This is a genomic window from Pseudomonas sp. OE 28.3 (assembly GCF_014268205.2).
GTDB lineage: Bacteria > Pseudomonadota > Gammaproteobacteria > Pseudomonadales > Pseudomonadaceae > Aquipseudomonas > Aquipseudomonas edaphica.
The window spans coordinates 179,037-200,969 of the sequence record NZ_CP077082.1; the positions used below are offsets into that span (position 1 = coordinate 179,037).

The following is a 21,933-nucleotide window of genomic DNA, read 5'->3' on the forward strand; positions in this document are numbered from 1 at the left end:
GCATGCGCGAACCCGGTTTATTGAAACCCGCAGTCCTGTGGCTATTGCTGTTGGCGCCGCTGTTTTTCAGCACCTACGGCTTTGCCACCTGGGTCACCAGCCAGCGCAGCGATGTGGGCACGCTGGTGTTCGGCTGGGAAACCCATATGCCGTTCTGGGCGTGGACCATCGTGCCCTACTGGTCCATTGACCTGCTGTACGGGTTTTCACTGCTACTGCCCAATACTCGCCATGAGCTGAAACAACACGCGTTGCGCCTGCTCAGTGCGCAGGTCATTGCCGTGAGCTGCTTTTTGATCTGGCCGCTGCGTTTCACCTTTGAACGGCCGGAGCTGGATGGCGTATTCGGCTGGCTGTTTGCAGTGCTGGCCGGGTTCGACAAACCCTTTAACCAGGCGCCGTCGCTGCATATCGCGCTGCTGGTGATTTTGTGGGTCATGTATCAGCGCCACACCCAAGGGTTTTGGCGTTGGCTGGTGCATGGCTGGTTTGCGTTGATAGGTATTTCAGTGCTGACCACTTATCAACATCACTTTATCGACTTACCCACAGGCGCCCTGGCCGGTTGGTTGTGTGTGTGGCTGTGGCCGGTGGAACATCCAAGCCCGCTGTTGAATGCACGGCTGACGCGGGACACAAAACGATGGCGACTGGGCATGCGCTACGGCCTCGGCGCTTTAGTGCTGGTAATCCTGGCCTTGGTGCTGCGCGGCGGGTGGTTGTGGCTGCTTTGGCCAGCGGTTTCCTTGGGTTTGATCAAGGCGAACTACTTTGTACTCGGCGCGTCGGGCTTCCAGAAGCGCAAAGACGGCCGGCTCACTCCTGCCGCGCGCTGGCTGTATGCACCCTATTTAGCGGCTGCGTGGATAAATTCCAGGCTGTGGACACGTAAACATCCACAGCCTGACCAAATTGTGGATAACGTCTGGCTTGGTCGAATTCCTGCCAACGGCGAGCAAGGTTCCTTCAAGGCTATCGTCGATCTGTGCGCCGAATTGCCGATTAATCCACAGAGCCGCGCCTATGAATGCGTGCCCGTGCTGGACCTGATTGCCCCGTCCCCCGCCGAGTGCCAGCAAGCCGCCGAAGCCATTGAGCGCCTGCGTTCAAACGGCGCGTTGCTGGTGTGCTGCGCCCTCGGCTACTCACGCAGCGCCACCGCCGTCGCCGCGTGGCTGCTGCACAGCGGGCGTGCTGCCACGGTCGACGAGGCACTGGCTATTATTCTTACAGCACGGGCCGAAGTGGTCCTGCATCCTGCTCACCGTAAAGCGTTGGAGGGTTTGCCCCATGCCCGCTGATATGGAACTTCAGGTTGTTGCCAGCCTGCTGCGCCGTGGCCGTTCGCTGGATCAGTTATCCACAGGCCTGACCGTGGCTGGCGTGTTGTTTGGCCTCGCTCAGTTGCTGTTGGCGAGCGTTTCGACCCTGTGCCTGCTGCTCAGCCTGTGGATGATTATTCTTGGCTTGCTGCAAAAGTACTGGGCCTTGCGCGTGGCCTTCGACGCCGACCTGTTCGCCCTGCTGGCCCGCGACACCGAGCGCACGGCCGATCTCGACCAAGCCTTGCAGACCCTCGGCCTGCAATCGCCCAAACGCGCCGGCCGGCCCTGGATCGAACGCCGTCGCGGCGCGCTCAAACTGCTGCGTAAACAAGCCTGGTTGCTGGGCGCGCAAGCGCTGCTGACCCTGGCCGTCATCCTCGCCAGCCCTTGGCTACCTTTCGCCGGATAAGGAATCCCCATGTTCGAACCCGTGGTCGCCACCCTGATTACCTCGATGGCCCGCACCGTCACCGGCGCCCGCAGCCTGTGGCTGGGCTGCGCACCAGTGCCGGTGCAGCGCATCTACTTCGCCAACCACAGCAGCCACGGTGATTTCGTCTTGTTATGGGCGTCGTTGCCGCAAAACCTGCGCAAATTCACGCGCCCGGTGGCCGGCAGTGATTACTGGAACCAAAGCGCACTGCGCCGCTACATCATCAACCGCGTGTTCAACGGCGTGTTGATCGACCGTGAGCGCAAAGACCCTGTGGATAACCCCTTGCAGCCGATGCTGGCCGCGCTGGAAGGCGGCGATTCCTTGATCATCTTTCCCGAAGGTACGCGCAACCTGGAGGACGGTTTGCTGCCGTTCAAAAGTGGCCTGTATCACCTGGCCAAAAGTTACCCACAGGCCGAATTGATTCCGGTGTGGATCGCCAACCTCAACCGGGTCATGCCCAAGGGCCGCGTACTGCCGCTGCCTTTGCTGTGCACCACCAGCTTCGGCGCGCCGCTGCAACTGGAAGACGGTGAAGACAAATCCGCCTTCCTCGCCCGCACCCGCGATGCCCTGCTTGCCCTCGCCCCGGAGCATGTCTGACATGGATAGCCAAACCCTGATGTTGTTCGGCGGGATCGGTGCGATTCTGGTGCTCGCCTCGCTGATCGGCCTGATCCTCAAACTGCGCACCCGTGGCACACCGAATGCGGTGGTCGACAACCTTAACGCCCGCATCAATGCCTGGTGGGTGATGGTGGTGGTGATCGGTATCGCCTTCTGGCTCGGCACCGGCGCGGTGATCCTGCTGTTCTACGCGGTGTCGTTCTACGCCCTGCGCGAATTTCTCACCCTCACGCCCACCCGCCGCAGCGATTACCCAGCGCTGGTGGCGGCGTTCTATCTGGCGCTGCCGCTGCAATACCTGCTGATCTACGCCGACTGGTACGGGCTGTTCTCGATCTTTATCCCCGTGTACGTGTTCCTGCTGCTGCCGATCCTCGCCTCACTGGGCGGCGACAGCACGCACTTTCTGGAGCGTGCGTCGAAGGTGCAATGGGGCCTGATGATCGCGGTGTTCTGCGTGTCGTTCGTGCCCGCCCTGCTGACGCTCGACATTCCCGGCTACGAAGGCCGCAACCTGTTGCTGATCGCTTACCTGGTGATCGTGGTGCAGCTGTCGGACGTGCTGCAGTACGTGTGCGGCAAGCTGTTCGGCAAACACAAGATCGCGCCCAACCTGTCGCCGTCCAAAACCGTGGAAGGCTTTGTCGGCGGGATTCTGCTGTCGTCCCTGATCGGCGCGGCGCTGTGGTGGACCACGCCGTTCAACCCGTGGCAGTCATTCCTGATCGCGCTGCTGATCAACCTGCTGGGCTTCGCCGGCGGCATCGTGATGTCGGCGATCAAGCGCGACCGGGGCGTGAAGGATTGGGGGCACATGATCGAAGGCCACGGCGGGATGCTGGATCGCCTGGATTCGGTGTGCTTCGCCGCGCCGATTTTCTTCCACCTTGTGCGCTACTGGTGGACTTGAGACACACACTCTCTCTCAAGCCCAACACACATCAATTGTGGGAGCTGGCTTGCCTGCGATAGCGGAGTGTCAGCCAACATCACTTTTTGGTGTGCCACCGCCATCGCAGGCAAGCCAGCTCCCACAGGGTTTTGTGGTGTATTGGGAGGCCCCGCTCAATCCGAAACCTTGCTTCACGGCCAACCTTTCGATCGGTTTTGCGGTACGCCTCACCTTTGTGCAACACGCCTGAGCACGTAGACCACTGCACGTCATCTTTTGTATCAAAGACGCGTGTAAGATAGGCCGCACTTTGCCAGGGATGCTCACCATGTTCGACTCGTTGAAAGCGATCAGCCGCCGGATTATCGGCGCTTTATTGACTGTGGTGAGTGCCATCTTTGGCCAATGGCAGCCGCCAGCCTGGCTGCGAGCCACGGGCCGTGGCGTGGGGAACCTGGGCAGTAAAGCCCGCACCTATCCGCGCCAGGCGGGTGCCGGGGTCTTGGGCCTGGTGCTGCTGGCCGCTGCTGGTTTCTACGGCTGGCACTGGTATTCGAATTTGCCGCAGCCCCACACCGTGGGTTATTCGCTGCATAAGCCGAACCTGACCGATTACACCCAGCAGCCTCCGGTTGTGGATAACTTGCAGGTGCGCTTTGCCGAGTCCGTGGCTCCGCTGGCGGCCATTGGCAAGCCGGTCACTGAAGGCATTACCCTTAAACCCGCTGTAGCCGGTGCCTGGCGTTGGTCTGACGACCGCACGTTATTGTTCGTGCCGGAAAAAGACTGGCCTGTGGATGCCCATTACACGCTCGACCTGGCCAAGAAACAGCTGCTGGCTGACGGCGTGCTGCTCAGCCAATACAGCAGCCAGTTCTCCACCCAACCGTTCCGCGCCACCCTGGCGCAAAACGAGCTGTACCAAGACCCGTCCAACCCCACACTGAAACAGCTGGTGGCGACCTTCCACTTTTCCCACCCGGTGGATGAAGACAACCTGCGCAAGCGCGTCTCGGTAACCCTCGGCAAAGGCCTGGCCTACCGCGACGCCCAGCTGCCCAACCGCCCGGAAATCACCTTCGACGACCTCAAGCTCAATGCTTACGTGCGCTCCGCCGCCCTGGCCACGCCACTGGAAAGCACGCCGGTCAGCGCCAAGCTCGATGAAGGCATCAAAGCCCGTGACGGCGGCAATGCCAGCAACGCGCCACTGGTGGCGGAAGTCACCGTGCCCGGCCGTTATCGCCTGACGTTTACCGGTGCCGAAGTCAGCTTTGTCGACAACGAGCGCGGCGAACCGGAACCGGTGTTGATGTTCAGCAGCTCCAGCGCCGTGGCCGATGACACCATCGCCGGTAAGGTCCAGGCCTGGCTGCTGCCGGCCAAGGCTGAAGACGACACGCGCCCTTACACCAGCAACGACATCGACGACGCGATGCTGGCGCGCAGCACCAAGGTCAGCCTGACCCACGTGCCCAGCGTCGAGCCGCTGAACACCCTGCATGCGTTCAAGTTCAAGGCTCCGGCCGGCCGCGCGCTGTATGTACGCGTGCCCGCCAACCTGGAAGCCATTGGCGGTTATCTGGCGAAAAACCCTACCGCTTCGCTGATCAGCATGCCGGCGTACCCACGCACCTTGCAGTTCCTGTCGGACGGCGCGCTGCTGAGCCTCAACGGCGAAAAACGCCTGGGTTTCATGGCCCGTGGCGTGCCCGGTGCCCATGTGGAAATCGCCCGCCTGCTGCCCAACCAGTTGCAGCATTTGGTCGACCAAAGCAGCGGCAGCTTCGCCCGGCCGAATTTCGGCAATGAATACTTCGACCGCATGGTTGAGCGTCAGTCGCTGGATATTGCGTTGTCGTCCAATGACCCGGCGAAAACCGTCTACGACAACGTCGACCTCAGCCACTACCTCACTGCCAATGGCGGCCGTCGCGGTATTTTCGTGCTCAAGCTGAGCCCGCAGGATGACCCGGCCGAGCGCACGTTCGAGTACGAACGCAACAGCACCAGCGACCTGCGTTTTATCGTGGTTACCGACCTTGGCATCATCGCCAAGCGCTCCAGCGACGGCAGCCACGATGTGTTTGTGCAGTCCATCGGCAACGGCTCGCCGGTCGCCGATGCGCAAGTCGATATCATGGGTCGCAACGGTCTGCCGGTCGCCAGCGGCCGCACCGATGCCGAAGGCCACGCGCATTTCGCCAAGCTGGATGAACTGCGCCGTGAGAAAACGCCGCTGATGTATGTAGTCACGCGCGGCAATGACCAGTCGTTCCTGCCGATTGCCCGTCAGTCCCAGCAGTTGGACTTTTCACGCTTCGATGTAGGCGGTTTGGAAGAAGACGGCGCGATTAATCGCCTCAGCGCGTATATGTTCACCGACCGTGGCCTGTACCGCCCGGGCGAGACCGCGCACCTGGGCATGATCGTGCGCAGCGGCGACTGGAAAGGTGCGCTGCAAGGCCTGCCGGTTGAACTGCAAATCACCGACCCGCGCGGCCTGGAAGTGATTCGCCAGCCGCTCAAACTGTCCACCAGCGGCTTTGAAACCTTTGATTTCCCCAGCAGTGAAGTCGCTCCCGCCGGTGAGTACACCGCGACTTTGCAGCTGATCGGCCAGAAAAACACCCGCACCGACCTCGGCAGTGTCAGCTTCAAGGTCCGCGACTTCGAGCCGGACCGCATGAAGGTCAGCCTGAGCCTGCACGACACGCCGGTGTTGGGCTGGATTCCACCGGACCAGGTGGTGGCCAAAGTCACCGCGATGCACTTGTTCGGCGCGCCGGCAGCCGGCCGACGTGTCACAGCGAAGATGTCCCTGAGCCCGACGCTCGCGGCCTTTGACCGTTACCCCGATTACCGCTTCCGCCTCAACGACGCCCTGGAAGAAGCCAGCACCGAAGACCTGGCTGAAACCACCGTCGACGATAACGGCCAGGCCGTACTCGATCTCAACCTGCAACGCTTTGCCAGCAGCACCTATCGCCTGCAGGTGATGACCCAGGTGTTCGAGGCCGAAGGCGGCCGCAACGTGGCGGCGCAAAGTGCGCTGCTGGTGTCGTCCGCGCCTTATCTGGTCGGTGTGAAAAGTCAGGATTCGCTGTCGTACGTCGCCAAGGACGCCCCGCGTCAGGTGCAATGGCTGGCCGTCGCGCCGGACCTCACGCCGATGGCCGTGGATGGCCTGACCAGTGAAGTGGTCGAACACCGTTACGTATCGGTACTGGTGAAACAGTCCAACGGCACCTACAAATACGAGTCGCGCATCAAGAACATCAGCCAGCCGGCCTCACCGCTGACGATGACCAAGGACGGCGCCAAGCAGACCCTGAACACCGGCACGCCGGGTGATTTCACCCTGCAGGTCAAAGACGCCAATGGCCGCCTGCTCAACCAGATCGACTACAGCGTGGCCGGGCGCGGCAACACCTCGCGCTCGCTGGAGCGCAACGCCGAGCTGCAACTGCGCCTGGATAAACGCAGCTATGCCACCGGTGATGAGATAGCGATCAGCATCCGCGCGCCTTACACCGGTGCCGGCTTGATCACCATCGAGCGTGACAAGGTTTACACCCAGCAGTGGTTCAAGGCCGACAGCACCAACAGCGTGCAACATATCCGCGTGCCTGCCGGGCTTGAGGGCAATGCCTACGTCAACGTGCAGTTTGTGCGCGACATGGGTTCACCTGAGGTTTATATGAGCCCGCTGTCCTACGGCGTGGTGCCGTTCAGCATCAACCTGGATGCACGGCGCATGGCGCTCAAGGTTGAAGGCCCGGAGAAGATCGAGCCGGGGCAGACCCTGGATATCAAGGTAACTGCCGACCGCCCAGGCCGCGCGGTGGTTTACGCGGTGGACGAAGGCATCCTGCAAGTGGCGCGTTACCAGACGCCCGACCCGTTGGGCTTCTTCTTCCAGAAACGCGCATTGGAGGTTGGCACCAGTCAGATCCTTGACCTGATCCTGCCGGAATTCAGCCGCCTGCTCAGTGGCGCAGCGCCCGGTGGTGACACCGAAGGCGCGCTGGCCAACCACCTCAACCCGTTCAAGCGTAAACACCAGCCGCCCGTGGCCTGGTGGTCCGGGTTGGTTGACCTGCCGGCCGGTGAAACCGTGCTGCATTACCAGGTGCCGGACAGCTTCAACGGCAAGCTGCACCTGTTTGCGGTGGCAGTGGACAGTGACAGCGTGGGCGTCAGCGAGGCCAATACCGAAGTGCGCGGGCCGATTGTGATCACACCGAACGTGCCGGCCTTTGTGGCGCCGGGGGACGTGTTCAATGTGAGCGCCGGGGTGTTCAGTAACCTCGACGCGGCAGCGGACGTGAAGTTTGAAGTGCAGACCAGCGACGGGCTAAACGTGCAGGGCGACAAAGGCAGTACCCTGTCGCTGCAACCGCGCAAGGAAGGCACTGCCGAGTTCAAGATCAAGGTCGGTGAAACCCTCGGCTCCGCGGACCTGCGTTTTGTCGCGGTACTGCCGAACGGCAAACGTATCCAGGTCGCAGAAACCACGTCGATCCGCCCACTGAGCGAGCATCGCGTGGCCTTGAGCCTGGGCCGGTTCGACAGCGCCAGCAAAGAGCTGAAACCGACGCGTGAGCTGTTCAGCCAATTGCGCGATGTGCAACTGGGTGTGGCTGCCTCGCCGCTGGTATGGGCCAACGGCCTCAAGCATTACCTGGATGACTATGGCTACGCCTGCACCGAGCAATTGGTGTCCAAGGCCATGCCGGCGTTGATCTGGGGCGGTACCGCACCAGAAGCCGAACAAGCCTTCAGCGGCGCGGTGCGCATGCTGCGCCAGCGCCAGAACTCGGCCGGTGGCTTTGGTTTGTGGGCCGCCAACCCGGACGTGGCGCCGTATGCCAGCCTGTACGCCACCGACTTCCTGATCGAAGCCAAGGAACGCGGGCTGCCGGTGCCGGAAGACCTGCTGGCGCGCTCCAACGCCTACCTGACCGACCTGGCCAATGGCCCAAGCGAAGGTCTGTCGGAATTGCGCAACCGTGCCTACGCCAGTTACCTCTTGAGCCGTCAGGGAATTCTGGTGAGTGGCGCCTTGAGCGACATTCGCGAGCGCTACGAGAGCTACTTCAAAGATACCTGGCAAAACGACCTGGGCGCCGCTTACCTGGCGGCCAGTTACAAGCTGCTCAAGCAGGATCGTCAGGCCGATACCCTGTTCCGCAAAATCCCGTGGCGTTCGCTGGTGGATAAGTGGGACAGCGACGGCCTGTATTACGACCCGCTGGTACACGACGCCGAGCACTTGCACCTGCTGGCGCGCCAATTCCCCGAGTTGCTTGACGATGTACCGACGGCGCTGCTGGATAAACTCGGCAAGCGCCTGAACGAACAGCGTTACAACTCGCTGTCGGCCGCCCTGCTGCTGCGCGCCCTGGACAATTATGGCCAGCGCGCCCAGAGCGACATGACCCTCAAGGCGACCGCCTGGCTGGGCGACAAGCAACAGCAATTGCTGGAGATGGCCGGCCAGCCACCGCGCGCCGCCGTGCCGGGTAAAACGCAGAAGCTGGTGATGGAAAAAACCGACGGACCGGCCGCCTTCTACATGCTCAGCGAAGCCGGTTTCGACAAGGGCGCCAAGCTCAAGCCCATCAACAATGGCCTGGAGATCATCCACGAATACCTCGACCTCAAAGGCGAGCCAGTGAGCAAAGTCGCGGTGGGCGACGAGTTCCTGGTGCGCCTGCGCCTGCGCGCCACCGACCGCGACCAAGTGCAGCAAGTGGCCGTGGTCGATCTGCTGCCCGGTGGCGTCGAGCCTGTGTATAACTTGCCGCCGGAGCCGGAAGCGGCCGCCAGCAACGAAGAAAGTGAAAGTGAAGGCGACGATTCCGAGTACGTGGAAACCGCAGACGGTGACGAAGCCGATACCTGGCAGGCGCCGATCGGCGAAACCGAGCTGAGCAACTGGCAGCCGGACTACGTGGACGTGCGCGATGATCGAGTGGTGTTGTACGGCACCGCGCTGCGTGATGTAGGCACTTTCGTGTACCGCGTGCGCGCCACCAACGCAGGGACGTTCAATACGCCACCGGCCTACGCCGAAGGCATGTACGAAACCACCCTGCAAGGGCGCGGCAAAGTAGGCCAGCTTGAAATTACCAAGCCTTAAACGCCTGACGCCGCTGCTTGCAGCGGCGGTACTCTTTACAGGCACGCTGGCGGGGCTGCGATGGTGGCCCCATGCCCCGCTGGAACAGGCCGTCACCTCGTCCCGCGTGGTGTTGGCCGATGACGGCGCGTTGCTGCGCATGACCTTGGCGCAGGACGGGCAATATCGCCTGTGGCTGCCGCTGGAGCGCATGTCGCCGTCACTGGTCGAGGCCTTGCTGCTAAAGGAAGACCGCAATTTCTATTGGCACCCGGGCATCAACCCCCCGGCGTTGCTGCGCGCGGCCATGGCCACCTACAGCGGCGGCCAGCGTCAGGGCGGCTCGACCTTGAGCATGCAGCTGGCGCGGCGGCTGTGGAACCTCAACACCCGCCAAGTGCCGGGCAAATTGCAGCAGATGGCCCTGGCGCTGTGGCTGGAAGCGCGCTACAGCAAGCACGATATCCTTGAGGCTTACCTGAACCTGGCGCCCATGGGTGGCAATATCGAGGGCGCCGAAGCGGCCAGCCGGATTTACTTTGGCAAGTCGGCGGCGCAGTTGTCGTTGTCCGAAGCCTTGGCGCTGGCGGTGATCCCACAGCAACCGGGGCGACGCGCGCGCTTCGGGCCGTCGCTGCAAAATGCGCGGCTGCGCTTGATGGCCGACTGGCGCGAAACTTATCCACAGGACCCGCGTAACGACAGTTTGCTCGACTTGCCTCTGGAGGCGCGCAACCGCCAGCAGATACCGTTTCTGGCACCGCACTTGAGCGAACAGCTGCTGGCGTCGCAACCCGGCAACGAACTCAACTCAACCCTCAACCTGCCTTTGCAGCAACTGCTCGAACGCTTGATCACAGGCTTTATTGCCGAGCGGCGCAGTACCGGTGTGGAAAACGCCACGGCCATCCTTGTGGACAGCCGCGACCAGAGCGTCAAGGCGCTGGTAGGTTCGGCGGATTACTTATCCACAGGCATCCACGGGCAGGTCAACGGCGTGTTGTCGCGGCGCTCGCCGGGGTCGACGCTCAAGCCGTTTCTGTATGGGTTGGCGCTGGATCAGGGGGTTATCCACCCCATGAGCATCCTCAAGGATTTACCCAGTAACTTCGGCTACTTCCAGCCGGAAAATTTCGACGGCAGTTTTGTCGGGCCACTGACAGCGCGGGATGCGTTGATCCGTAGTCGCAATATTCCGGCGGTGTGGCTCGCCAGCCAAGTGCAGTCGCCCTCGCTGTATGGCTTGCTGCAACGCGCCGGTATCAAAGGCTTGCGTGGGGAAAGCCACTACGGTTTGGCCCTGGCCTTGGGCGGCGGCGAGATGACGCCGGAGGAACTGGCGCGCCTGTATGTGATGCTGGCGGGTGACGGGCATTTGCGGCCTTTGCGCTATTTGCAGGAACAGCCGCAAACCACTGGAGCGCAACTGCTCACGCCCCAAGCGGCGTTTATGGTGCGCGACATGCTGCGCCGCAACCCGCGCCCGGATGGTCTGCCCGGCCGCCACTGGCGCACGGCCTGGAAAACCGGCACGTCGTGGGGCTTTCATGATGCCTGGAGCGCAGGCCTGGTCGGGCCGTATGTGCTGGTGGTGTGGGTGGGTAATTTTGATGGGCGGCCGAACCCGACGTTTATCGGCGCCAAAACCGCCGCGCCGCTGTTCTTCCGTATCGCCGACGCCCTGCCGCTGGCCTTGCCCAACGTGGTGATCAAGCCCGACAAGCCGCCCGCCGGGCTGGTGCGCATCGACGTGTGCGCGGCCTCCGGCGAATTGCCCAACCGCTGGTGCCCGCAAACCCGCAAGACCTGGTACATCCCTGGCGTGTCGCCGATTCGCGTGTCCAACCTGCACCGCCCGGTACTGATCGACACCCGCACCGGCAAGGCCGCATGCCCGCCGTTCGACCCGCAATACACCCGCGAAGAAGTCTTCGAATTCTGGCCCAGCGACGTGCAGCGCCTATACCGCGCCGCCGGCCTGCCCCGGCGCACGCCACCGAACGTGATGAAAAATTGCCAACCCAACCGCATCAGCGACCAAAGCGAAGCGCCGCAGATTCGCTCGCCGCTGACACAGGTGAGCTACCAGTTGCGCCTGTCCCAGCCGCAGGAAAGCATTCCGCTCAATGCCAACGCGGCCAGTGATGCGACCACGCTGTACTGGTTTGCCGACCAGACCCTGATCGGCCAAGGCCCGCCGCAAACCACCTTGAACTGGCGGCCGGGCAAGTCGGGCGAGTATCGGTTGCGGGTCAGTGATGATCAGGGCCGCAGTGCGAGCCGCGGGTTACGAGTAGAGTTTGTACCTTAGGTCAACTCGGTTTTGAAAACGCTCGCCACCAACGCCTGCAACGCGCGTATTTGGGTAGTGGAAAAGATCAAAGCGACAATAATCACGCTCAGCCAGATCAAAAGGATCTTGAATGGATCGAACTCGAGCGCCACCAATGCCCACGTCACCAGGCCGCCACCGATCACGCCAACCACTCCCCAGGCGATAAGTATGGGCTGAACCCGCTTGTGGATATCTCGATAAAGAAACACCCGTGCAACGCACATCAGCACGAATACTGTGCCCATCCAACCGAAGGCAGCCAACAACGGCAGCGATAAACCTTGGCGCTGATACAACAAAGCCACCCATTCATGGAATGGCCCCAATCCAGCCATTTGCTGGAACGTATCGCGGCTGGGCAACTGCCACTGCATCCATTGCGCCGGATCTATAAGCAGTAGCGCCATACTGAACAACACCACCAACGCACTGCATAACCCCAAGGCGCGCCACGCTGGCACAGCGAGACGATAGTTGTTCACAGTGCGCAGCCGCTCCACACCAAATACCGTATCGGCCTCCTCACCCCGGACGATCACCGTTTTACCGTTACGCTGTATTGCAGTACCGATAACCATGACCTCCAGGCTTTCGCTGAGCAAGATTTCTCCTTGTTGGCGGCCCGGTCCTGCGGTGTAACGATAGTCCCCTAGCTGTGGCACTTGGCCTGAAAACAACTCAATGCCTTCGGCGATGATATCCACAGTGCCGTGGGCATCCTTGAGCGCAAAGTCATTGCATTGTGCGTCAGTAAATACTGTCCGCCATGCATCCCTTTCGCCGCTGTCGCGGTAGCTCTCCTGGATCTGCAGTGAATACCCGGCACAGGGCAAGCCATCCACTGGGGATAAGCGCGACTCTTTGAGCATCACAGTGCCACAGACTTTTACCAGACCAGGTCTCAGCGAGTACGAAAGGCTGAGCGGCAAGCGTTTGTCCGCACGGTAGAAACCTCTGTTCATAGTGATGACACCCCTGTCTGGCTATCCATAAGGCTGCATTCTAGGGATAAGGTGGCCGCTAATGCACATCAATGAGGCAGGGAGCATGGGGGTTCTCGGCGGGCTACCTCATGCAGTCAACTCGGTGTAATTCGACTCGCCGCCACCTGTCGCGCCCGACAACCAGCCCCAAACAAAGCTCAAGGTTGTGCGCCCTGACGCGTCGACACCCACTGTACCTCTCGACCACCCGGCAAGTAGTTGCTCGTCCACTGTCACACAGTGAAAAAGCAGCTCAAAGGTGTTGTGACCTGTCACCTGTCCGACCTGCGCTCCCAAACGAATCCGACCGCCTTCGTAAGTACTCGAAATAACGCCATCTTCGACCAGGTAATGAAATACCGTACCGACACCGGACAGTCCTTGGGCGTTGTTCGCCACCGCAAATCGGCGATTGTGCAAGCGTGCGTGTACGATTGTAGAGAGGCTTTGCATAAACGGGCGTCCTTGAGTTGGCGGCTCCAGCATGTAAAAAGGGGCTATTGAAATAGCCCCTTCCGATACGCCAGCAGCGCTTACTCCACCGTCACCGACTTCGCCAGGTTACGCGGCTGGTCAACGTCAGTGCCCTTGAGCACAGCAACGTAATACGACAGCAGCTGCAACGGGATGGTGTAGAGGATCGGCGACAGGGTGTCGTGGATGTGCGGCATGTTGATCACGTGGGTGCCTTCGCCATTGGTCATGCCAGCCTTTTCGTCGGCAAACACGATCAACTGGCCGCCACGCGCGCGTACTTCCTGCAGGTTGGATTTGAGCTTTTCCAGCAGTTCGTTGTTCGGCGCGACGGTGACCACCGGCATGTCGTCATCCACCAGGGCCAAGGGGCCGTGTTTGAGTTCGCCGGCCGGGTAGGCTTCGGCGTGGATGTACGAGATTTCCTTGAGCTTGAGTGAGCCTTCCATCGCTACCGGGTATTGCGCGCCACGGCCGAGGAACAGGGTGTGGTTTTTGTCGGCGAACAGTTCGGCGACTTTTTCCACGGTGCTGTCCATGGCCAGGGCTTCGCCCAGACGGGCCGGCAGGCGGCGCAGTTCTTCAACCAATGTGGCTTCGACGCCTTCGGCGAGGGTGCCGCGCACCTGGCCCAGGGACAGGGTCAGCAGCAACAGGCCAACGAGTTGGGTGGTAAAGGCTTTGGTGGACGCCACGCCGATTTCGCGACCGGCCTGGGTCAACAGGGTCAGGTCGGACTCGCGCACCAGCGAGCTGATGCTGACGTTGCAGATTGCCAGGCTGCCAAGGAAGCCGAGTTCTTTGGCATTACGCAGCGCGGCCAGGGTGTCAGCCGTTTCGCCGGACTGGGAGATGGTCACGAACAGGGTGTCGGGCTGCACCACCACCTTGCGGTAGCGGAACTCGCTGGCGACTTCGACCTGGCACGGGATGCCGGCCAGTTCTTCGAGCCAGTAACGGGCAACCATACCGGCGTGGTAGCTGGTGCCGCAGGCGACGATCTGCACATTGCGCACTTTGGCGAACAGCTCGGCGGCTTGTGGGCCGAAGGCGTTGACCAGCACTTGGTTCTGGCTCAGGCGGCCTTCCAGGGTGCGTTGCACCACAGACGGTTGCTCGTGGATTTCCTTGAGCATGAAGTGGCGGAATTCGCCTTTATCAGCGGCCTCGGCACCGTCGCGGTATTGCACAGCTTCGCGCTCGACCGGCACGCCGTTGACGTCCCAGATCTGCACACTTTCACGGCGAATATCGGCGATATCACCTTCTTCCAGGTACATGAAGCGGTCAGTCACTTGGCGCAGGGCCAGTTGGTCGGAGGCAAGGAAGTTTTCGCCCAGGCCCAGGCCAATCACCAACGGGCTGCCACTGCGCGCAGCCACCACGCGGTCGGGTTGGCTGGCGCAGACCACGGCCAGGCCGTAGGCGCCGTGCAGTTCCTTGACCGTAGCCTTGAGCGCGACGGTCAGGTCGCCGAGGTCCTTGAGCTTGTGGTTGAGCAGATGGGCGATGACTTCGGTGTCGGTGTCCGAGGTGAACTCATAGCCCAGGCCCTTGAGCTGTTCGCGCAGCACTTCGTGGTTTTCGATGATGCCGTTGTGCACCACGGCCAGGTCGCCGGAGAAATGCGGGTGAGCGTTACGTTCGCACGGTGCACCGTGGGTGGCCCAACGGGTGTGGGCGATGCCAAGACGACCCACCAGCGGCTCGCCGAGCAAAGCTTGTTCCAGCTCGCTGACTTTGCCTGGGCGGCGCATGCGCTCGAGCTTGCCGGCGTTGGTAAATACGGCTACACCGGCGCTGTCATAGCCGCGGTATTCCAGACGTTTGAGGCCTTCAAGCAGGATGGCGGTGACGTTGCGTTCAGCGACTGCGCCTACAATTCCACACATGGTGTATCTCCTAGATGATTGCCGCGCATATCAGCGTAATGCCGCGGGCTTGGATCTGGTCGCGGGCCTCAAGCGGCAGGCGATCATCGGTAATAAGGGTATGGACGCTGCTCCAGGGCAGCTCCAGGTTGGGGATCTTGCGGCCGATCTTGTCGGATTCGACCATCACCACCACTTCACGGGCGACGTCGGCCATTACACGGCTCAGGCCCAGCAGTTCGTTGAAGGTGGTGGTGCCACGTTCCAGATCGATGCCGTCGGCGCCGATAAACAACTGATCAAAATCATAGGAACGCAGCACTTGTTCGGCGACCTGGCCCTGGAATGAATCCGAATGCGGGTCCCAGGTGCCGCCGGTCATCAATAACACCGGCTCATGTTCCAGCTCGCTCAGCGCGCGGGCCACGTGCAGGGAGTTGGTCATCACCACCAGGCCCGGCTGGTGGCCGAGCTCCGGGATCATGGCGGCGGTGGTGCTGCCGCTGTCGATGATGATGCGCGCGTGTTCACGCAAGCGCATGACGGCCGCCCGGGCGATGGCGCGCTTGTACGCCGAGATGGGCTGGGCGGCATCACCGACCAGCTCTTGGGGCATGGTGATCGCGCCACCGTAGCGGCGCAGCAGCAGGCCATTGCTTTCGAGGGCGGCGAGGTCCTTGCGGATGGTCACTTCCGACGTTTCGAAACGTTTGGCCAATTCGTCCACGCTGACTTCGCCCTGTTCATTGAGCAGGGTCAGAATGTTGTGGCGTCGTTGGGGTGTATTTCGTTTCGACATGGTAGTGATAAGTTTCGTTTCGAAAGATAACGAAGACAATCAAAACCTATTGGCGAAAGATCGTCAAGCGGCAAGCTGTAATTTTTACGCTGATTTTTACTAACACCACTCAACCAATGTGGGAGCTGCCTTGCCTGCGATGGCGGAGTGTCAGGCAACATTCATCGTGAATGCCAGACCGCTATCGCAGGCAAGCCAGCTCCCACAGGAGATAGCATTAGCTGGTGAGGTTGTGGATAACTCAGGTCTTTTTGATTTTGACCGGGCGTTTCCAGCCGTCGATGTTGCGCTGGCGGGCGCGGGCAACAGCCAGTTGGGACTTATCCACATCCTGGTTGATGGTCGAACCTGCCGCAGTGTTTGAACCATCCCCAATGGTGACCGGCGCAATCAGCGAGTTGTTGGAGCCGATAAATACATCCTCACCAATGGTGGTCTGGTACTTGTTGGCGCCATCGTAGTTGCAGGTGATCGCACCGGCGCCGATGTTGCTGCGCGCGCCGATCACCGCATCGCCGAGGTAGGCCAAGTGACCGGCCTTGGCGTCGTCGCCCATTTTCGCGTTCTTGAGTTCAACGAAGTTGCCGACGTGCGCACGGGCACCCAGCACACTGCCCGGACGAAGGCGCGCAAACGGACCGGCATCACTACCCTCGCCCATCACTGCACCCTCAAGATGGCTGTTGGCCTTGACCACCACGCCTTTGCGCAAGGTGCTGTCCTTGATTACGCAGTTAGGGCCAATTACCACGTTATCTTCGATGATCACACGACCCTCGAGGATTACGTTGATGTCGATCAGCACGTCGCGGCCCACGCTGACTTCACCGCGCACGTCGAAACGCGCCGGATCACGCAGGGTTACGCCCTGGGCCATCAGGCGGCGACCTTCACGCAGTTGGTAGTGGCGCTCAAGCTCGGCAAGCTGCTTGCGGTCGTTGGCGCCCTGCACTTCCATCGGGTCATGGGGCTGCTCGGTGGCAACCAGCAGGCCGTCACTGACGGCCATCTCAATGACGTCGGTGAGGTAGTACTCGCCCTGGGCATTGTTGTTGGACAAGCGGCTCATCCAGTCCGCCAGCATGTTGGCCGGCACGGCGAGAATGCCGGTGTTGCCTTCAGTTATCGCGCGTTGGGCTTCGCTGGCGTCTTTGTGCTCGACGATGGCCGCAACCTTGCCGCTCGCATCGCGCACGATGCGGCCGTAGCCGGTTGGGTCATCCAGCTCAACGGTGAGCAGGCCCACCTGGCCAGGTACCACTTGCTTGAGCAGGCGTTGCAGGGTTTCGACTTCGATCAGCGGTACGTCGCCGTAGAGGATCAGTACGGTGTCGCCGCTGATGAACGGTACGGCCTGCGCAGTCGCGTGGCCGGTGCCCAGTTGTTTGTCCTGCAACACGAAATTCAGGTCATCCGCGGCCAGGCGTTCACGCACCACGTCGGCGCCGTGGCCGATCACCACGTGAATACGCTGGGGGTCCAGTTGCCGGGCGCTATGGATAACATGACCGAGCATGGAATTGCCTGCGACCGGATGCAGAACCTTGGGCAGAGCCGAACGCATGCGGGTGCCCTGGCCTGCGGCGAGAATGACGATTTCAAGAGACATGAATGGCTACCAATCCTGGGCGGTCCGACTTCAGACCAGAGAAGTGTTTTGCTGAAAAAGAAAAAGGGTAGCCGAGGCTACCCTTTTTAATCAATCGCGCTAGAAGTATTGCGGCTAGGCCGCTTACTTCTTGCGGATCTGCTGGAGCGTGCGCAGCTGGGCTGCAGCCTCGGCCAGACGTACAGCAGCAGCGCTGTAGTCGAAGTCCGCACCCTTTTCGTTCAGGGCCTTCTCGGCAGCCTTGACGGCTTCCTGAGCGGAGGCTTCATCCAGGTCGCCAGCACGTTGCACGGTGTCGGCAAGTACCTTGACCATGTTCGGCTGAACCTCGAGGAAACCGCCGGAGATGTAAAACACCTCACGTTCCCCGCCTTGCTTGGTCAGAGTGATCGGACCTGGCTTCAAGCTGGTGATCAACGGTGCGTGACCCATGGCGATACCAAGATCACCCAGATCGCCGTGTGCAATCACCATTTCTACCAGACCGGAGAAGATTTCCCCTTCCGCGCTGACGATATCGCAATGGACTGTCATAGCCATCTGATTGCCTCAACCTGATGAGCGCCCGTTTCCGGGCGCCGAGATTACAGTTTCTTGGCTTTCTCGATCGCTTCTTCGATGCCGCCGACCATGTAGAACGCTTGTTCTGGCAGGTGGTCGTAGTCACCGTTGAGGATGCCTTTGAAGCCAGCAATGGTGTCTTTCAGGGAAACGTATTTACCCGAAGCACCGGTGAAGACTTCAGCCACGAAGAACGGCTGCGACAAGAAACGCTGGATCTTACGAGCACGGTTTACCAACTGCTTGTCGGCTTCCGACAGCTCGTCCATACCCAGGATCGCAATGATGTCCTTCAGTTCTTTGTAACGCTGCAGCACGTACTGAACGCCGCGAGCGGTGTCGTAGTGCTCCTGGCCGATCACGTTCGGGTCCAGCTGGCGCGAAGTCGAGTCGAGTGGATCGACCGCTGGGTAGATACCCAGGGAAGCGATGTCACGGGACAGAACGACGGTGGCGTCCAAGTGGGCGAAGGTGGTCGCAGGCGACGGGTCAGTCAAGTCATCCGCAGGTACGTATACCGCTTGGATCGAGGTGATCGAACCTTCTTTGGTCGAAGTGATACGTTCTTGCAGAACGCCCATCTCTTCGGCCAGGGTCGGCTGGTAACCTACTGCGGAAGGCATACGACCCAGCAGTGCGGATACTTCAGTACCGGCCAAGGTGTAACGGTAGATGTTGTCGACGAACAGCAGAACGTCGTTACCTTCGTCACGGAACTTCTCGGCCATGGTCAGGCCGGTCAGTGCTACGCGCAGACGGTTACCCGGCGGCTCGTTCATCTGACCGTAAACCAGTGCCACTTTGTCCAGAACGTTGGAGTCCTTCATCTCGTGGTAGAAGTCGTTACCCTCACGAGTACGCTCACCCACACCGGCGAACACGGAATAACCGCTGTGCTCGATGGCGATGTTACGGATCAGTTCCATCATGTTTACGGTTTTGCCTACACCGGCACCACCGAACAGACCGACTTTACCGCCTTTGGCGAACGGGCAAACCAGGTCGATAACCTTGATACCGGTTTCGAGCAGATCGTTGCCGCCAGCTTGTTCGGCGAACGAAGGTGCTGGACGGTGAATGCCCCAGCGCTCTTCGGTGTCGATCGGGCCAGCTTCGTCAATCGGGTTGCCCAGTACGTCCATGATCCGGCCCAGGGTCGCTTTACCGACCGGTACGGAAATGGCAGCGCCAGTGTCGACAACGTCCAGACCGCGCTTCAAGCCTTCGGTGGAACCCATCGCAATGGTACGAACCACGCCGTCGCCCAGCTGCTGCTGAACTTCCAGGGTGGTTTCCGCGCCTTGTACTTTCAGCGCGTTGTAGATGCTCGGTACGCTGTCGCGTGGGAATTCCACGTCGATAACGGCGCCGATGATTTGAACGATACGTCCGCTACTCATAGCTGGATCCTCTGAATATTTGAACCGTTAAACCGCGGCAGCGCCGCCGACGATTTCCGAGATCTCTTGGGTGATCGCAGCCTGACGCGCCTTGTTGTAGATCAGCTGCAAATCGCTGATCAGATCACCGGCGTTATCGGTAGCGTTTTTCATCGCGATCATCCGCGCCGCTTGTTCAGCTGCGTTGTTCTCGACCACCGCCTGGTACACCTGCGACTCCACGTAGCGCACCATCAAGCCGTCAAGCAGCTCTTTGGCGTCTGGTTCGTAGAGGTAGTCCCAGTGGTGCTTGAGTTCCTGATCCGGAGTCGCCACCAGTGGAATCAATTGCTCCACGGTTGGCTGCTGGGTCATGGTGTTGATGAACTTGTTGGATACCACGGACAGGCGGTCAATCCGGCCTTCCAGGTACGCATCCAGCATCACCTTCACACTGCCGATCAAATCATTGATCGACGGCTCTTCACCCAGGTGGCTGATAGCTGCAACGACGTTACCGCCGAAGTTGCGGAAAAAGGCCGCACCCTTGCTACCAACTACACACAGATCGATCTCGACGCCCTTTTCGCGGTTTACCGCCATGTCCTTGACCAGGGCCTTGAACAGGTTGGTATTCAGACCACCGCACAAACCACGGTCACTGCTCACTACCACATAACCCACACGCTTAACTTCGCGGTCGATCATGAACGGGTGGCGGTATTCCGGGTTGGCGTTAGCCAAATGCCCAATTACCTGGCGGATACGCTCCGCATAAGGACGGCTAGCAGCCATGCGCATTTGTGCCTTGCGCATTTTGCTGACCGCCACTTTTTCCATGGCGCTGGTAATCTTTTGCGTGCTTTTGATGCTCGCAATCTTACTGCGAATCTCTTTTGCGCCTGCCATGTAACACCTATCAGGTTAGCAAGCGGGAGCCTTGCGGCTCCCGCTGCGGCTTACCAGGTTTGGGTGGCCTTGAACTTCTCGATACCGGCTTTCATGCCAGCGTCGATTTCGTCATTGAAGTCACCCTTCACGTTGATCTTGGCCAACAAGTCGGCGTGATCGCGGTTGAAGTAAGCAATCAGCGCTTGTTCAAAGCTGCCGACCTTGGTGATTTCGACGTCAGTCAGGAACCCACGCTCAGCGGCATACAGCGACAACGCCATGTCAGCGATCGACATTGGGGCGTATTGCTTCTGCTTCATCAGCTCGGTAACGCGCTGACCATGCTCAAGTTGCTTACGGGTCGCTTCGTCCAGGTCAGAAGCGAACTGGGCGAATGCCGCCAGTTCACGGTACTGAGCCAGAGCGGTACGGATACCACCGGAGAGCTTCTTGATGATCTTGGTCTGAGCGGCACCACCCACACGGGATACCGAAACACCGGCGTTCACAGCAGGACGGATCCCGGAGTTGAACATGGCCGATTCCAGGAAGATCTGACCGTCGGTGATGGAAATCACGTTGGTCGGAACGAACGCGGAAACGTCGCCAGCCTGGGTTTCGATGATCGGCAGTGCGGTCAGGGAACCGGTTTTGCCGGTCACTGCGCCGTTGGTGAACTTCTCTACGTATTCTTCCGAAACGCGGGATGCGCGCTCCAGCAGACGGGAGTGGAGATAGAACACGTCGCCTGGGTAAGCTTCACGGCCTGGTGGACGGCGCAGCAGCAGGGAAATCTGGCGGTAAGCCACTGCTTGCTTGGACAGATCGTCATAAACGATCAGCGCGTCTTCACCGCGGTCGCGGAAGAATTCACCCATGGTGCAACCGGAGTACGGTGCCAGGAATTGCAGCGCAGGAGATTCCGAAGCACTGGCAGCCACGATGATCGTGTTGGCCAGGGCGCCGTTTTCTTCCAGCTTGCGAACCACGTTGGCGATGGTCGATTGCTTCTGACCAATGGCTACGTAGACGCAGAAAATGCCGCTGTCTTTCTGGTTGATGATCGCGTCGATCGCCAGAGCGGTTTTACCGATCTGACGGTCACCGATGATCAGCTCACGCTGGCCACGGCCGACTGGGATCATGGCATCGACAGCCTTGTAGCCAGTCTGTACAGGCTGGTCTACCGACTTACGCCAGATCACGCCTGGAGCAACTTTCTCGACCGCGTCGGTCTCGGTGTTGCCCAGTGGACCTTTACCGTCAACAGGGTTACCCAGTGCGTCGACTACGCGACCCAGCAGTTCCTTACCAACCGGAACTTCCAGGATGCGGCCTGTGCACTTGGCGCTCATGCCTTCAGCCAGACTGGTGTACGCGCCCAATACAACGGCACCTACGGAGTCTTGCTCCAGGTTGAGGGCCATACCGTAGACGCCGCCCGGAAACTCGATCATCTCGCCGTACATGACGTCGGCCAGACCGTGAATCCGCACGATGCCGTCAGATACGCTGACGACAGTGCCTTCGTTACGGGCTTGGGAGGTCACATCGAGCTTGTCGATGCGGCCCTTGATAATTTCACTTATTTCGGAAGGATTGAGTTGCTGCATTGCTCTGCTGCCCC

Annotated in this window: 15 protein-coding genes; 6 read left to right on the forward strand and 9 right to left on the reverse strand. The window is 60.5% G+C overall.

Annotated features, from left to right (window positions below; all coding sequences use genetic code 11):
- Nucleotides 1-2 precede the first annotated feature (2 nt).
- The 6 genes from HU759_RS00785 to pbpC all read left to right on the forward strand — a co-directional run bounded on the left by HU759_RS00785 (nucleotide 3) and on the right by pbpC (nucleotide 11,715).
- On the forward strand, nucleotides 3-1,301 hold the full coding sequence (locus HU759_RS00785; protein WP_186617218.1) for a phosphatase PAP2/dual specificity phosphatase family protein: 1,299 nt from the start codon (nucleotides 3-5) through the stop codon (nucleotides 1,299-1,301).
- Nucleotides 1,291-1,734, forward strand: a complete 444-nt coding sequence (locus HU759_RS00790) for a hypothetical protein (RefSeq protein ID WP_176992473.1) — start codon at nucleotides 1,291-1,293, stop codon at nucleotides 1,732-1,734. The genes HU759_RS00785 and HU759_RS00790 overlap by 11 nt, the downstream gene beginning before the upstream one ends.
- Nucleotides 1,735-1,743: 9 nt before the next feature.
- Nucleotides 1,744-2,364 (forward strand): lysophospholipid acyltransferase family protein, encoded by a 621-nt coding sequence (locus HU759_RS00795; protein WP_056860933.1) that lies wholly within the window; start codon nucleotides 1,744-1,746, stop codon nucleotides 2,362-2,364.
- Between the two features lies 1 nt (nucleotide 2,365).
- Nucleotides 2,366-3,298: a phosphatidate cytidylyltransferase gene (locus HU759_RS00800; RefSeq protein ID WP_017135107.1), complete on the forward strand. Its 933-nt coding sequence runs from the start codon at nucleotides 2,366-2,368 to the stop codon at nucleotides 3,296-3,298.
- Nucleotides 3,299-3,608: 310 nt separating this feature from the next.
- A complete protein-coding gene (locus HU759_RS00805) occupies nucleotides 3,609-9,425 on the forward strand; it encodes an MG2 domain-containing protein (protein WP_138450343.1) in 5,817 nt (1,938 codons plus the stop codon).
- Nucleotides 9,406-11,715, forward strand: coding sequence for a penicillin-binding protein 1C (gene pbpC, locus HU759_RS00810; RefSeq protein ID WP_186617217.1), 2,310 nt, complete (start codon nucleotides 9,406-9,408; stop codon nucleotides 11,713-11,715). The genes HU759_RS00805 and pbpC overlap by 20 nt, the downstream gene beginning before the upstream one ends.
- On the opposite strand, the gene HU759_RS00815 is transcribed toward pbpC, so the two are convergent.
- The 9 genes from HU759_RS00815 to atpA all read right to left on the reverse strand — a co-directional run bounded on the left by HU759_RS00815 (nucleotide 11,712) and on the right by atpA (nucleotide 21,919).
- On the reverse strand, nucleotides 11,712-12,701 hold the full coding sequence (locus HU759_RS00815; RefSeq protein WP_186617216.1) for a hypothetical protein: 990 nt from the start codon (nucleotides 12,699-12,701) through the stop codon (nucleotides 11,712-11,714). The two genes, pbpC and HU759_RS00815, sit on opposite strands and share 4 nt — an antisense overlap.
- A 108-nt stretch (nucleotides 12,702-12,809) precedes the next feature.
- Entirely contained in the window at nucleotides 12,810-13,175 is a 366-nt protein-coding gene (locus tag HU759_RS00820) for a hypothetical protein (protein ID WP_170036620.1), read from the reverse strand.
- 80 nt (nucleotides 13,176-13,255) lie between these two features.
- Nucleotides 13,256-15,088, reverse strand: a complete 1,833-nt coding sequence (gene glmS / locus HU759_RS00825) for a glutamine--fructose-6-phosphate transaminase (isomerizing) (protein WP_099550204.1) — start codon at nucleotides 15,086-15,088, stop codon at nucleotides 13,256-13,258.
- A gap of 10 nt (nucleotides 15,089-15,098) precedes the next feature.
- Nucleotides 15,099-15,866 carry a DeoR family transcriptional regulator gene (locus HU759_RS00830; protein ID WP_099550203.1) on the reverse strand — a complete coding sequence of 256 codons (768 nt, stop codon included), beginning with the start codon at nucleotides 15,864-15,866 and terminating at the stop codon, nucleotides 15,099-15,101.
- Between the two features lie 241 nt (nucleotides 15,867-16,107).
- Nucleotides 16,108-17,475, reverse strand: coding sequence for a bifunctional UDP-N-acetylglucosamine diphosphorylase/glucosamine-1-phosphate N-acetyltransferase GlmU (glmU, locus tag HU759_RS00835; protein ID WP_170040598.1), 1,368 nt, complete (start codon nucleotides 17,473-17,475; stop codon nucleotides 16,108-16,110).
- Between the two features lie 123 nt (nucleotides 17,476-17,598).
- A complete protein-coding gene (locus tag HU759_RS00840; RefSeq protein ID WP_017135117.1) occupies nucleotides 17,599-18,015 on the reverse strand; it encodes a F0F1 ATP synthase subunit epsilon in 417 nt (138 codons plus the stop codon).
- 44 nt (nucleotides 18,016-18,059) lie between these two features.
- Nucleotides 18,060-19,436: a F0F1 ATP synthase subunit beta gene (atpD, locus tag HU759_RS00845; RefSeq protein WP_017135118.1), complete on the reverse strand. Its 1,377-nt coding sequence runs from the start codon at nucleotides 19,434-19,436 to the stop codon at nucleotides 18,060-18,062.
- A 27-nt stretch (nucleotides 19,437-19,463) separates the two neighbouring features.
- A complete protein-coding gene (gene atpG / locus HU759_RS00850; protein WP_010207685.1) occupies nucleotides 19,464-20,324 on the reverse strand; it encodes a F0F1 ATP synthase subunit gamma in 861 nt (286 codons plus the stop codon).
- A 50-nt stretch (nucleotides 20,325-20,374) separates the two neighbouring features.
- A complete protein-coding gene (gene atpA / locus HU759_RS00855) occupies nucleotides 20,375-21,919 on the reverse strand; it encodes a F0F1 ATP synthase subunit alpha (protein ID WP_017135120.1) in 1,545 nt (514 codons plus the stop codon).
- Between the last annotated feature and the right edge of the window lie 14 nt (nucleotides 21,920-21,933).